Source organism: Nostoc sp., assembly GCF_054880495.1.
Map to the genome: position 1 here is coordinate 92,986 of NZ_JBTYKD010000104.1, position 12,347 is coordinate 105,332.

The window sequence follows — 12,347 nt, forward strand, 5'->3', positions numbered from 1 at the left end:
AGAATATCAATCCCCTAAAAGCACACGAATTGCTTTCAAAGCCTGATTACGTTTACCATTGCTAATCTTGGCAAACCAGTAGTGCGATTCCTCATAACTCATGGCTCTAATCCCTTGGGCAATATTAGCAATGCGTTCTATTTTAGAAAGCGGTTGCAAAGTCTGAAACAATAATGCCAGATTTATCCCTGATTCCTCATTCAAAACATAAGGAGTTTGGCGATTGTGACTTAGGGTTTTGGGGTCATAATTATTCGCCTTCAAAGAATCATAAATTGCCTGTTTCACCTGAATTAAAGCATTGCCCTTTAAACGCCCAATTCTTTTGGCAGAAGGACGCTTTTTTTCTCCAGCCTTTTTATAAGCACATTGATACAACTCCAGGGCAAAGTTATTGTTATCTGTAGGAACCACTCGCAATTGAAACTCTTGCATCTCAGTACGTTACTTTCGCCGTCAAATTCAGCCTGTCAACCGGATTACGATTCAGGGCTTGTTTGATATTACTGATTTCTGCGCCGTTTGGTTGCACTGGAGATGAAAATTCAAATACTAGCTTCAGCGACACGTCAGCTTTTACATCCGGGCTACTTAGCAAAGTGTTAACAGCCCCCTGAAAACTCTGAAATCCTTTGACTGGCCCTTGATACTCTAACCTGATAAACTGTTCATTAACAGTAATAGTTGCCGTTTGGTCGATTTGTAAGGGTAGCTTGCTCAACATAGGGAAAACCGTCATCAACTTGCGGTAGTCCATTACTTGCCCAACGGAGATTTCCAACGACTGGATACCCTGAACTTGATTATCTTGGATGCGATCGCTTAATTCATTAAACACCCTATCGAGTGTTCCCTCCAAGTCAAATTCTTCCGGTTTAGCTTTAAACAGAGATAAATCATTCCAGTCATCGCCAATTTTTTCGCTACCGTTAGGTGTGCGGGGTGTACCAGTACCGTAGGTTAAAATGCTTGCTGGGGTTTCCTTCTCAGCAACTTCGCCATTGCCATAATCAGCTATAATTTTGAAAGTTGTGGTTTTAGCGATCGCTGTCTCATGTTCATCACTAGGGCGAAACTCTCCTGCAACCAAATTCCCATCCTGATACAGCTTAATCGTCAAAGCCCCCGATGCTTTCCACCGTATCCGTACAGGTTTTACCGATTCTGTACTGGACAAGACTTGAGCATTCAGTTCAATTTCTCGCGGTTTCGGTGGTTCCAGAATTCCCCGGCGGTAGAGTTCCATCCTCTCAGAAAATTCTATGGAGTCAGGTAGGGTAAACTTCCCGTCATCGGTTTTTATAAACAGCTTTTCTCCTACTTTCATATCCCAGTTACCAGTCTGCAAACCCTGGCGGATGGTATCTCGGAGCTTTGAGATTTCGGCATCGACGAATATATTTAAACTCAAATCTTTGGCGAAAGCTTCTTTTAATGCTTTAGTTGTCCAATGGTTTAACCCAGACAGCCATACCTTCTGCAAAATATAAGCGGGGGCGTAAAATGGTGCATCATCAGCGCGGATTTTTTGACAATCTTTCAGTGCCTTTAAGATGACATCTTGTTGATTATTTTTACCCTTCACATCGCTAGAATCTTGGGCGGGAAGGGTATAGTGCATCAAACCCTTGGGAGCTTTTACTGGGTCATTAGCAGGGTAAAATAAATGGCGGTAGGCATTTGTTAAAGATACTCTTACCCCTAAATCAAGAGAACCTTTTTTATCTTTGAGTTGTTTTTGCTGATTTTCTGATAAATCTTGCAAGCGATTGGGAGAATTTAGAATATTTTGAATAGCCCGAAACTCCCTAGCATTGTCAATTGCTCGTTCTAATTCTTGCCTGTTGGCAACTAAAAATAACAACCGATTTCTAAAAGTACGGAATTTACCCGACTCACCTGTTTCATTAAAAATTTTCTCCACCATTGGCGGTGGCCCTTCGGTAGTTACAGAAATAGTCGCCTCGTTAAAGTCAATTAAACACAGGGCAATACTATCCGACACATCATCCACATCTGCTGGTGATTCCGGTGCAATAACTAACGTCAGTAGTCTATTAGCAAAAATGGCATCGCGGCGACTTCGTAAATCATCCTTTGCCTCGGTAATTCCAACTTGAGCTTTTTCTTCGGCAATAATTTTATTGATTGATGGTTCTTCCTTGAAACGAGCCAAAGTTGTCATTGGATCATTTTCCAAGTACCAAGCAACTTCACTCAACCTTTCTAAGGCAGTATCAACAAAACCAATTTCTAAGCCTGGTGTCAACAAAGATAAATTTAATTCGGCGCGACGAATACCCGCAGATATACCTTGAGTGATGGAATGCAAAAAAATAGTCCGGGCTACCCAGGTTGAAAAGGGAGGTTTACCAGCAGCTTTCCATTCTGCATCTTGTAACTGAGCGTGTGCTTCTCTACCATCTTTATTGTAAATGTCTGCTTGGATCGTAATCCGCATCAAGGGACGTTCCAAACGGGCAGTTAAATCACTGGTGATTTCTTCTTCAATACCAACAGGAATGTGGTGAGAATGAATTAGCGGTATCCATGCAGTAGTATCGTCCCACAGATAACGTATAACTCTAGCAAATAACCGCAAAGCGCCTCTGGTGCGTTGGAAGTTTGGGATCGAGGCAATCTTTTTAGTCAGCAGAGTAAATAATTCCGGGTGAAAGGGATAACTCTGCTCGATACTGTCGGCATAACGTGCATCTTTGCAACCATCTGGTAAATTAATCCGACTCGCTTTATAAGTTTGTAAATATTCTTTTGAAGCATTATTGGCAGCGTTAGCTTCAATGCTGCTGAACATCCTCTGTTTAACTATATTGTAAATTTCAATATCAGTGCTGGGTTTAATGATCCGCTCTTGCCTCGCGGTAGCGGAAATGGTTTCCCGGATTTCGGTAGTTTCTTCGCCAAAACTGTCAGTGGAGGAAGCCAGCGTGTAAACAAATACTAAATTATTACAAGATGCTGCTAAATCCATGAGGGCGAATAAAAAAGCAACAACCTGTCCGGCTAAATCGCTATTCCCAACTATAACAGCTTTGGCTTTTCTCAAGTATGTGGCAATTTCATCAAGGATAATAACAGTGGGCTGACCCTGTGTTATCCTTTCTAAAACTACAGTGCCTGGACTAACTCGCTGCTCATCGGAACCTTTAAGCAAGCTATAACCTGCTACACCATTAATTTGATAAGCAATTTCTCCCCAAAGGGTATAAGTGGTAACGCCAGTGTCCGCATGGAAAACACCGTTAACTGGATCGAGGTCTTGACAAGCGATCGCAGCTGCTTGAATCGGTCGGTCTGGAATTAAATTAATGTTATCAGTAAAACGGTCTAGTCCAGAAATCTCTCGTCCATGTTTGGCAATATGCCACAAAGCAATTTCATCGTGGGTTTTACCACCACCAAAGCTGGTTTCTAGTCGGATAATGGGAGAACCTACAGCAGCACCCACCAACCGCCCGAATACTTCAGAGATTAGGGTTTTTAAACCATCGGTAGCAAATGTATTGGCGAAAAATGCTGTAGGGTCTTGGTAGACTTGGGGCGCTTTCCCTTCCACAACCAGTCGCAGCTTGGCGGCGAATAATTCGGGGGAGAGTTCCCCTGCTAAAATTTCTTCTCTGGGAAGACACGTTTGAAATACTGGCGAAAGCATTGGTATATATCAATAGTTCTTAGTTGACAGTTGCAGCTATTTTCAGGTAAATAGACCACGAGGTGGGGGCAATTCATGAATTGCCCCTACGACAGATGTGGTTCAAATACATGAAAACTGCTGTAACTAACAACCGCCAACAGTAGCTTGTTTTTAAATATACAATAAGTATAGGTGTAAAAAATTCTGATTTCCATAATATTGTAAGCAACAGTATAAGTTGGGCAAAGTCCCCAAAGCAAAGATTTGCGATCGCCACCGAAAAGAGCGGGTACGCCATCGCGCTCATCTGCTTTGCCGCTCCCACTCTCATCAACCACCATGCGATACTCCCGGAGGGAGTCAGCCCTTTGGGCTATCGCAGTCCTAAAACTGACCGACAAGTCTTTGCTCCCGCAACTGCACTCTCATAGCGTGAGTGTGAAAGCGCAGATATTACAAAGGGCAATCGCACTTCATGTAGTGCTAGGGTGCGTTCATCAAGGTTCTGCAATGTTCGTGCATCACTCATTTGAACAATGACAATTGACCAGGAGAAATATTGCCTCGTCGGAATCGATGGTAGTAAAGATGACAACCACTACATAACGGGGCAAGATTTTCTAAGCGATTGTCAGAAGGATCAAAATTAAAGTGGTGTACCTGAAGTGTATAGACTCGGCGCTGGGATAAAGTTAGCTCTGGTGGCTTTTGTCCAGGACGCAGGCAAACGCGATTACATCTAGTACAGCGCCAATCAAAAGATTCTTTGATAGAGGTGGCGATTTCTTTCCAATTCTGGGAATAGCGGCTGGTACTCATGAAAATACTTGAGAGAGCAACAACATGAGGTAATTCTAATCGATTAAGTACTCTTAAGTAGTATTTGTGGCACGGAAACGTGTTTAGAGCTTTGATGAATGGGTATAATACAGACAGCTTTTATACCAACAATAGAATCAGGACTAAAAGTGATTGAGAAGTGGTGAGGCAGAAGGCGATCGCCTAACTATCTCCTAAGTACAAAAGAATATTTATTACGCTTTCAATAATATTAATATTTAAAGCTGCTATTTTTTTGAGCAAAAAAATTCTAGCACTCGTGAGAGAAATTAAGCTGGTGTTATGCCAAAAATCAACAAGTGTGTAGGCGTATTTAAAATTAATAAAAATACTAACTTACCGGATGATATAATCCCGTATTTTCGTTAAATTCCCACCCCATACCCGATTTATCCTTGCCCTTGCACCATGCCACAAAAAGCGGTGGGTGCAGCTTATTTCGCTGCTCGCGTACAGTTTCTTGACTTACACCAAGTCTTGAAGCTAAACCGTCTTCCGTCAACGGTTGGATTCGGGGAGTATGCCCTTGATAGGATGAATTGTTGTAGTACGATTTCTTGCCCCGCCCTTGTTGGTTATTGAGATGATTTTGAATTTTAATAATCGCCTCGGTAAACTGTGTCATTCGGGCTGTTATCCCCTCCACTTTTTCTGATAAATCGGCGAGATTATGGATTGCTCCGGTTTCGTTGCTAGATTCACTTGAAAACTGTGACTCCAGCTTATCAAGTCGTGAGCAAATAGCTAATATCGTTTCATTCGTCAGACTGGCGTTACTCTTGTTACCAATAGCTAAGTATTCCTCAACACTTGCCTTAATCTTAGAGTCCAAGCGTTTATCTAAATCATTGCCACCAATTGCATCAAGGTTATCTATATCATCTAGGTAGAGTTCGATAAATTGGATCAGCGTGGCTGTTGCCGTCGTGCCTTTCTCCCGGCAGCGGGCGATAAACTGCTCCCACATCTTTTGGTCGCAGTTAAAAGATGCCAGTTTCTTGTTTTTCCCTGTTTGGCTCATGTCTAGGTAATGTCTAGGTAAAACGGGACTGGACGCGGCTGAGTGAGCGCGTCATCCATCTTGATAATTACCTTGACACTATCATTTTGGAGCGCATGAGTGCGATGGCGTACCCGCCCGCCTTCTTGCGATGCCTTCTCTGCGAGACGCTACGCGAACGGCGGGCTTTCCTGCGGAACGCTACGCGAACGCCTACGCTTTTTTACCGATGTTTGCTTTTTTTACGCAGTGCGTGAGAAGTCCCAACACGCCCGACATGGTGAATGTACTTTGCAGTCGTCGCCGGGGAGGCATGTCCCAAATCTGCTTGCAAGTCAAAATCAGAAGCTCCATTTTTCTTAGCCAGCGTCGCATGAGTGTGGCGCAGAAAGTGGGCGCTGAACTTAATTCCCGCACTAGCAGAAATGGACGCCATCATCAGTCGCAACCCCCGATCGCTTAGAGGTTTACCTCTATCCCGCCGACTGGGACTAGGAAACACCGGCTCATCATTGCTGGCATCGCCACGGTAATCCAGTAGCACTGCACTAGTTTCCGGATCGAGACTAATGGTTCTGGTTTTATTTCGTTTCCCCGTCACAGTTAATAACAGACAATCTCCATCCTCCCGAAACTGCCGCCAAAATAACCCCGGTGTAACTATGCGCTTACCATAATCAGAAGTTTGCCGCGCAATTTCTCCCGCCCTCACCCCACTGTAAAAGACGAGAGTCAACAGCAGCCAATGCATCTTATTAGTGTTGTGTTGCAAATCTACTTCCATCGCCGCTTTTTCCAACTTAGCAATGTCGCGTTCCGACAGAATGCGCTCTGCGAGCTTATCGTCCCATTGGATACTTAAGTCCTTGCCCAAGTCGATAGCAAAATAACCAATAGAAGCTCTAGTACCCCACTCCCACAAACTTTTAATCGCCGCAGTGTATTTAGCTGCCGTATTTTTACTAATTCCATAAGTATTTTTCTGTCCCCGTACTGGCTTTTCATCTTTCAGCCAAGCCAGATAAGCGTGTAGATGGAATAACGTTACCATCCTCAAATCAGATATCCCAAACCGCGACTGCATATAATCAACAAGCTCATAACCAATTTGCCGATATGCCCGTCGCGTTTGGTCGCTTTTAATAGTGACAGAATGTACCCATAGCTCAATTAGCTGCTCCGTCGAATTAATTCTCTGGCGGTTGGGAAAATAATAATCCACAAGCGCAACCCGGGCTTGATCAAGCGGTAGAGTCACCATCTCCACAGCAAGTGATTCCACGCTTAATACAGGTAAATTTTCCATAAGATAAATCCCCAACCCCCACTGATAATTATGATACCGGGAATTGTAATTCCCGGTATCTTTATGATAGTTGTTTCTAAAATGCGATCAAATTGCCCATCTAGAATCATCTATATCGTATATACGCGGATATCCCGTATGCGATGATGGTAGTGAGAGGAGTAGGGGAAGTAGGGGAGGATAGGGAGGTAGGGGGAGTGAGTAAATATTAGAACTCGGACAAACGTGCAAATGGTTAAAGAACTGGTTAGAAAACACCAAGATTTAGAAATTTATAAGATGGCATTTGATACGGCGATGCAAATTTTTGAATTATCGAAAAAGTTTCCTGTGGAGGAAAGGTATTCGCTTACCGATCAAATTCGTCGCTCATCCCGTTCTGTATGTGCGAATTTAGCTGAGGCATGGAGGAAGCGTCGATATGAGGCAGCTTTCGTCGCTAAATTGAATGATTGTGAATCAGAAGCAGCCGAAACTCAAACCTGGATAGAGTTTAGTGTTAAATGTGGTTACTTGGATGTTGAGATTGGTCGAGAACTCTACGGAACCTATAACCAGATTTTGAGTGGATTAGTCAATATGATTAATCATTCGGAATCTTGGTTGATGAAGCACTAATCATTTTCCTCCCCCTACTTCCCCTACTTCCCCTACTTCCCCTACTTCCCTATCTCCCCCTACTCCTCTCACTTCTCACTTCTCACTTCTCCACAACAAAAGCGCGAGGGACTGGTGGAATATCCGCAGATAAATATAAAACTTCTGTCAGAAGAAGACCGGGAGTTGGTGAAGCAGGCCAAGCAGCGTGCTGAGGAGTTGCGCTTAACTTTTAAAGAGTTTGTGCTCTCTTGTATTAGAAATGCACTCTTTGAAGAGAGTTCTGATAGTGCAGATAGTGCAACTGCTGCTGAAATTGAAGCTTTGAAAGCTCAAATCGCCGCCCTGTCAGAGAAAGTGAGTATTCCTTCTGCAAGCAAAACGGAAGTGCATACCCTCCAGGAAAGGGTAAATCAATTGCGGGTGGGGATTTCAAATGAAATTAAGAAAGATAGGGAGCAACTTGCTTCTTTGGCGCTGGCGCTCTCCCGGCTTGAAAGCCAGATTGAACAGCTGGTGCCTTCTTTAAATCTTCAAGTGGATAGCGAAGGTAATGCTGATAGTGATAGCGATTGGCTTTTTGGAGAAGACTCCGGTGCTGAACTACCGTTAACTTAAGCATGGGAATTGAAGAATGGGGACGGCGTAAAGCCTGCGGCATAGCTACGCTTAACGCGCAGCGTCTCGTAGAGAATAAATTCGCCTGCGCCTTTCTTCCATGCTTTCAAGCACCAGGTGTCCCCGCAGCAGAACACTTGGTGTAGTTCACCTGACTTGAAATCTGCTGTAATTATTTAGTGGAGATTTTAGCCTTGTGTGAGCGTTAATTCTTCACGCTTGGCGGAATTGACAATTTTCACCAAATGTTGGTTTAAATAACTTTGGGCCGAAATGTACAGACTTTCCCAAATTTCTTGATTGCGACAAATTTTAGTCCCCACTGTATTTCCTGCTGTTTTCTCCGATATCAAGTATTTACGGTAATAGTTACCCCACAGGTGTTGGAGAAAGTTTTCGGCGAATTCGTCAAAAGGAATAATCCAGTTATAGTCTTGGTCTAGGAATACCCGATAGGATGCAATTATGGGTAGTGCGAGGTCAGTTGGCGCACCAAACCCAAAGGAGTACTTGCTATCGGGGAGAAGGGTACTTTTGCGTGTATCAATTGATGCTAAATCGTTGACACCCTTTCTTCTGGGGTTGCTGATATGTTCTTGGATGATTTCGTACAGTCTTTGCTCTATCCACAGAGCTTTGGGAAGTAGAGGCAATAGAAGAGTTAATCTTTCCCTCTCAGTGTCTGTGATTGTCGAAGGTGTGTTCGTACCTGTAGGGTGCTTGCTTCGTTTATTGCCGTCGGGATTGTATCTATTTCTGTCGAGGCAGTTTAGAAGCTTGAACAAGTGGTTAACATTACACTGAGCATTTCTAGGAGCGCCGCTTTGGTTTTGGTAATAGGCGATTCTAAATTTTCTATCTTCTGCTCTTTCTAACTGGGCTAAATACTGCTTGATGAATTTGTAATCTCCCCTGGCGTTCACTTTGGAGCGAGAATCCACTGGCGATGTGGTATTTGAGGCGAGGGCTATATCTTTAGCCTCCTCTTCCTGGAGTCCGATGTGGATGGTAACTTTGACTCTGGCAAGGCTGAGGTCATATTTGTAATTTTTAGCACTTTCAAAAGCTAAAACTGTGTGACCTCCATTGATAATGCCATCGCTACCCCCCTCGCTAGCTTCTAAGACTTCTAACTCCAGTTCGGTTTTGTTTTTGCTGGGCTTAACTTTATTGGCTGACAGAACGATTCCACTGTGACGAGAGAAGAATTTTTCTGGTTGAGTCGTCACAGAGTCAAAGATTTGTCGGTATGTCGCACTTTTGCGGTTGGGTTCCCGGATGTTGGGTTCTAGGGGTAGGTTTGTGGGAAACGTGTCCACATGGGCGGTGGCGATGATGCAATTGGGGTTTGCATGGAAATAGTTGTCTACTTTAATAATCCAGTTTTTCGGCATGGGTGGTTTCTGCATCTTAGCGATACATTCTCAATTATTCTTCTGGTGGGAAGAAGCTCGCGCTTAAAGATTATATTTCGTAATTTATGTCTAAAGTTATTGCAGTTGACTGGCAACGTCTGAACATCTGGCGGCAGTCCCCTTATTTTAATTGAACAGCGCGAACGCTTCAGTTTCAAGCCTACCTTATTGAACGGATGGCTTAACGTGTATAAAAACAACAAGAATAGTAGATGATAATCATGCCTTGGAACCTAAAGCAATTATCCCAGTAATGCAAATCCAAGGGTCTACTTTTCTAATTTCAGTAAATTCACTGCAACAGTATTTCTCTAGAAAGGTACATAAAAGTATAAGTTAACTTTCAGGAAAATTACGATGAATTTTACAGAGTCTATCAAAAATGAGCTAATTTCTTCAGGTATAATTGACCAAACTTTAAAGGTAGGAGATATTATTCCTAATTTCATTCTACCTAATGCTTTCAGCCAAGCAGTAGAATTACAAAAACTACTAGTTAGTGGGCCTGTAGTTATTTCCTTTTTTCGAGGTTCTTGGTGTCCTTTCTGTAACTTGGAACTAGCAGGACTTCAACAAGCATTACCTGCAATTAAAACATTAGGGGCATCAATAATTGCTATTTCACCTCAAACTACTCGTCATACCATATCAACTGTAGAAAAACATGAACTAACTTATTGAAGTATTGAGCGATCGCAGCAATATGATTGCTCGTCAATTTGGAATTGTGTTTCAAATCCCGGAGTATCTAAGACCTATATTAGAGTCAAAGGGTCATGTGTTACCTAGATACAATGGAGATGAGTCTTTTGAACTACCTATTCCAGCTACATTTGTAGTTGATCGAGACGGAAAAATCGTTTATGCTTTTGTTGATGCAGATTATACTAAACGGTTAGACCCAATTGAAATAGTGAGTATTCTACGAAATATTCCTACAGTTAGCAAAAGCTAGTACCGCTGCGCGTAATTCGTAATTTAGATACTGCAAGCCTTCCATTGATTTGGAATGGGTGTTTTATTTACGCCGTGCTGTAGTAGTAATTTTAGATTTAACTATTTTTTCCAATTCTTAGATAATATTCAGCTTTATATCATACTCGTATCAGGATAATCTGTAATTCTAATAATTAAAATAAATCAGGCAGCTTTGAGAAAATATTTCCTTCTCAAGTATCTATCTGATTTGATGATTTTTATTTAGAATTATCACAAAATAGTTGTCAAAGATATGCAAAACGCTAATCTACAAAAAGCGACATTTGGATCTGGCTGCTTCTGGGGAGTTGAAGCAGCATTTCGTCAAGTAAAAGGAGTAACTTCTACAGCAGTTGGTTACAGTGGCGGACACTTTGATAATCCAACCTACGAAGATGTCTGTAGAGGAAAAACTGGACACGCTGAGGTAGTGGAAGTGGAATACAATCCAGCAATAGTATCTTATAATGAACTGCTAAATGTGTTTTGGAATAAGCACAATCCCACAGCATCAAACCATCAGGAGCTAGATGTTGGTTATCAATATCGGTCAGTGATATTTTTCCACACACCAGAGCAGGAATTATTAGCAAGAGCCTCCAAGGAGCAGCTTGAGAATAGTTCTCGTTATCATAAAAATCCAATTGTGACGAAGATTGTAGCTGCATCACAATTCTATAGAGCAGAAGAGTATCATCAGCAATATCTGGAGAAGCATGGACGAGCATCTTACAGGATAGGCTAATCTTTCACTGGATTGAGGGGATGTTAAAAGTCGAATGCTGTAAATCCCCTTACTTGCTATACATATCAGGGAACTTTGCTTGAAGTTTAGCCAGTTTCGGCAAGTCATTCACTACCACATAGCGATCGCTGGGATGATGCACTATATAATTCTGATGGTATGCCGCAGCCTGATAAAAACCTTTCAAAGGATCTAATTCTGTCACAATCGGCTTGTCGAAGATTCGCGATTTGTTGAGTTGAGCGATATATTTTTGTGCAGCCTGTTTCTGCTCATCGTTAGCAAAAAAGATCGCCGAACGATATTGCTTACCTGAGTCTGGGCCTTGTCGATTTAACTCTGTTGGGTCATGCGCTACCAAAAAGTAGACTTTTAGAAGCTGATTATATGATATTTTTGATGGATCGTAGGTGATTTTCACAGATTCAGCATGATTAGTTAATCCAGCACTAACAATTGCGTAGTCTGCGGTTTTTGCATCGCCTCCAGAAAAGCCAGAAACGACATCAGAAACACCTTTGAGATGCTCAAAAACTGCTTCCATTCCCCAGTAGCACCCACCAGCGAAAACCGCTACTTGCTTTCCCTGCGGTGCAGCATTCGAGATATCAGTGGCGGGAGCAGAAAGTATCACACGAGATGCACTGTATAGGAGTACAACAGTCAGCGAAATGATGGACAAGTTGCGTAATAACTGGCGGGAGAGAGTAAAGTTATGAATTGACATGACGTTGTGAACTCCTTTATTTAATAGACCAAGAACCGAGTTTATTCAGCTATTTTGTCATTAGATAGCGATCGCCTTTAAGCCAATCCTCTACAATATTCTGAGAATAGAATCTTCACCATTCCAAAGAGCGATGTCTACGACGGGCTATTCGGCGTCGCAAAACAAAGCCGTTGATGATTATCAGAAATACCAAAAATCCCATCTTCACCCCAACGGTAGGCGCGAGAACGGGCTTGATCGTGGGTGAAATAGTCCCAGGCTGTACCATTGGGGCTGTAGTCTTCGCGTACTGTTCCCCACTGGCGATCGCTCAAATATGGCCCCCATCTGCGCCAATGGGCTATCTGATTTTGGGCTTCTGCTAATCTGATTTCTTCTTGGGTTGGAGTTGTCATCATCTCACCCTCTGCATATCTGCACTTTATTTTATTAATTTGCTATATTGAGTATCACGTTTTTATCA

The 12,347-nt window shown here is 42.6% G+C and carries 14 protein-coding genes and 1 pseudogene; 5 read left to right on the forward strand and 10 right to left on the reverse strand.

Going from position 1 to position 12,347, the window contains the following annotated elements:
- Positions 1-6: 6 nt before the first annotated feature.
- From ACYTXL_RS12070 to ACYTXL_RS12100, 7 genes are all read right to left on the reverse strand, one after another.
- Positions 7-435 (reverse strand): DUF7680 family protein, encoded by a 429-nt coding sequence (locus tag ACYTXL_RS12070; protein ID WP_015130210.1) that lies wholly within the window; start codon positions 433-435, stop codon positions 7-9.
- A gap of 1 nt (position 436) precedes the next feature.
- Positions 437-3,673: an ATP-binding protein gene (locus ACYTXL_RS12075; RefSeq protein WP_461924950.1), complete on the reverse strand. Its 3,237-nt coding sequence runs from the start codon at positions 3,671-3,673 to the stop codon at positions 437-439.
- Between the two features lie 86 nt (positions 3,674-3,759).
- The gene (locus ACYTXL_RS12080) at positions 3,760-3,996 is read right to left on the reverse strand and encodes a hypothetical protein (protein WP_461924951.1); all 237 of its coding nucleotides are present in this window, start codon (positions 3,994-3,996) and stop codon (positions 3,760-3,762) included.
- Between the two features lie 32 nt (positions 3,997-4,028).
- Positions 4,029-4,184: a hypothetical protein gene (locus tag ACYTXL_RS12085; protein WP_461924952.1), complete on the reverse strand. Its 156-nt coding sequence runs from the start codon at positions 4,182-4,184 to the stop codon at positions 4,029-4,031.
- On the reverse strand, positions 4,181-4,474 hold the full coding sequence (locus ACYTXL_RS12090) for an HNH endonuclease (protein ID WP_461924953.1): 294 nt from the start codon (positions 4,472-4,474) through the stop codon (positions 4,181-4,183). The genes ACYTXL_RS12085 and ACYTXL_RS12090 overlap by 4 nt, the downstream gene beginning before the upstream one ends.
- A gap of 352 nt (positions 4,475-4,826) precedes the next feature.
- Positions 4,827-5,516, reverse strand: coding sequence for a hypothetical protein (locus tag ACYTXL_RS12095; protein WP_461924954.1), 690 nt, complete (start codon positions 5,514-5,516; stop codon positions 4,827-4,829).
- Between the two features lie 202 nt (positions 5,517-5,718).
- The gene (locus ACYTXL_RS12100) at positions 5,719-6,801 is read right to left on the reverse strand and encodes a tyrosine-type recombinase/integrase (RefSeq protein WP_461924955.1); all 1,083 of its coding nucleotides are present in this window, start codon (positions 6,799-6,801) and stop codon (positions 5,719-5,721) included.
- A gap of 231 nt (positions 6,802-7,032) precedes the next feature.
- Here ACYTXL_RS12100 and ACYTXL_RS12105 point away from each other — a divergent pair, with 231 nt between their 5' ends.
- Positions 7,033-7,419 carry a four helix bundle protein gene (locus ACYTXL_RS12105; RefSeq protein WP_461924956.1) on the forward strand — a complete coding sequence of 129 codons (387 nt, stop codon included), beginning with the start codon at positions 7,033-7,035 and terminating at the stop codon, positions 7,417-7,419.
- A 114-nt stretch (positions 7,420-7,533) separates the two neighbouring features.
- Positions 7,534-8,016 carry a hypothetical protein gene (locus ACYTXL_RS12110; RefSeq protein ID WP_461924957.1) on the forward strand — a complete coding sequence of 161 codons (483 nt, stop codon included), beginning with the start codon at positions 7,534-7,536 and terminating at the stop codon, positions 8,014-8,016.
- Between the two features lie 188 nt (positions 8,017-8,204).
- On the opposite strand, the gene ACYTXL_RS12115 is transcribed toward ACYTXL_RS12110, so the two are convergent.
- Positions 8,205-9,410: an AIPR family protein gene (locus tag ACYTXL_RS12115; RefSeq protein ID WP_461925033.1), complete on the reverse strand. Its 1,206-nt coding sequence runs from the start codon at positions 9,408-9,410 to the stop codon at positions 8,205-8,207.
- A gap of 378 nt (positions 9,411-9,788) precedes the next feature.
- Here ACYTXL_RS12115 and ACYTXL_RS12120 point away from each other — a divergent pair, with 378 nt between their 5' ends.
- The 3 genes from ACYTXL_RS12120 (at position 9,789) to msrA (ACYTXL_RS12130) (ending at position 11,154) form a co-directional block, all read left to right on the forward strand.
- On the forward strand, positions 9,789-10,112 hold the full coding sequence (locus ACYTXL_RS12120; RefSeq protein WP_461924958.1) for a redoxin domain-containing protein: 324 nt from the start codon (positions 9,789-9,791) through the stop codon (positions 10,110-10,112).
- A gap of 4 nt (positions 10,113-10,116) precedes the next feature.
- Positions 10,117-10,386 carry a thioredoxin domain-containing protein gene (locus ACYTXL_RS12125; protein ID WP_461924959.1) on the forward strand — a complete coding sequence of 90 codons (270 nt, stop codon included), beginning with the start codon at positions 10,117-10,119 and terminating at the stop codon, positions 10,384-10,386.
- Between the two features lie 276 nt (positions 10,387-10,662).
- Positions 10,663-11,154 carry a peptide-methionine (S)-S-oxide reductase MsrA gene (msrA, locus tag ACYTXL_RS12130; protein WP_461924960.1) on the forward strand — a complete coding sequence of 164 codons (492 nt, stop codon included), beginning with the start codon at positions 10,663-10,665 and terminating at the stop codon, positions 11,152-11,154.
- A gap of 49 nt (positions 11,155-11,203) precedes the next feature.
- On the opposite strand, the gene msrA (ACYTXL_RS12135) is transcribed toward msrA (ACYTXL_RS12130), so the two are convergent.
- Both msrA (ACYTXL_RS12135) and ACYTXL_RS12140 read right to left on the reverse strand, forming a co-directional pair.
- Positions 11,204-11,881: a peptide-methionine (S)-S-oxide reductase MsrA gene (gene msrA / locus ACYTXL_RS12135; protein ID WP_292793364.1), complete on the reverse strand. Its 678-nt coding sequence runs from the start codon at positions 11,879-11,881 to the stop codon at positions 11,204-11,206.
- Positions 11,882-11,980: 99 nt separating this feature from the next.
- Positions 11,981-12,279: pseudogene (locus ACYTXL_RS12140) on the reverse strand (MGH1-like glycoside hydrolase domain-containing protein); the annotation flags it as partial.
- Positions 12,280-12,347 lie beyond the last annotated feature (68 nt).

Coding starts and splice junctions, on each gene's coding strand:
- ACYTXL_RS12070 (WP_015130210.1), bottom strand. CDS start 435: ATGCAAGAGTTTCAATTGCGAGTGGTTCCTACAGATAACAATAACTTT.
- ACYTXL_RS12075 (WP_461924950.1), bottom strand. CDS start 3,673: ATGCTTTCGCCAGTATTTCAAACGTGTCTTCCCAGAGAAGAAATTTTA.
- ACYTXL_RS12080 (WP_461924951.1), bottom strand. CDS start 3,996: ATGGTGGTTGATGAGAGTGGGAGCGGCAAAGCAGATGAGCGCGATGGC.
- ACYTXL_RS12085 (WP_461924952.1), bottom strand. CDS start 4,184: ATGAGTGATGCACGAACATTGCAGAACCTTGATGAACGCACCCTAGCA.
- ACYTXL_RS12090 (WP_461924953.1), bottom strand. CDS start 4,474: ATGAGTACCAGCCGCTATTCCCAGAATTGGAAAGAAATCGCCACCTCT.
- ACYTXL_RS12095 (WP_461924954.1), bottom strand. CDS start 5,516: ATGAGCCAAACAGGGAAAAACAAGAAACTGGCATCTTTTAACTGCGAC.
- ACYTXL_RS12100 (WP_461924955.1), bottom strand. CDS start 6,801: ATGGAAAATTTACCTGTATTAAGCGTGGAATCACTTGCTGTGGAGATG.
- ACYTXL_RS12105 (WP_461924956.1), top strand. CDS start 7,033: ATGGTTAAAGAACTGGTTAGAAAACACCAAGATTTAGAAATTTATAAG.
- ACYTXL_RS12115 (WP_461925033.1), bottom strand. CDS start 9,410: ATGCCGAAAAACTGGATTATTAAAGTAGACAACTATTTCCATGCAAAC.
- ACYTXL_RS12120 (WP_461924958.1), top strand. CDS start 9,789: ATGAATTTTACAGAGTCTATCAAAAATGAGCTAATTTCTTCAGGTATA.
- msrA (WP_461924960.1), top strand. CDS start 10,663: ATGCAAAACGCTAATCTACAAAAAGCGACATTTGGATCTGGCTGCTTC.
- msrA (WP_292793364.1), bottom strand. CDS start 11,881: ATGTCAATTCATAACTTTACTCTCTCCCGCCAGTTATTACGCAACTTG.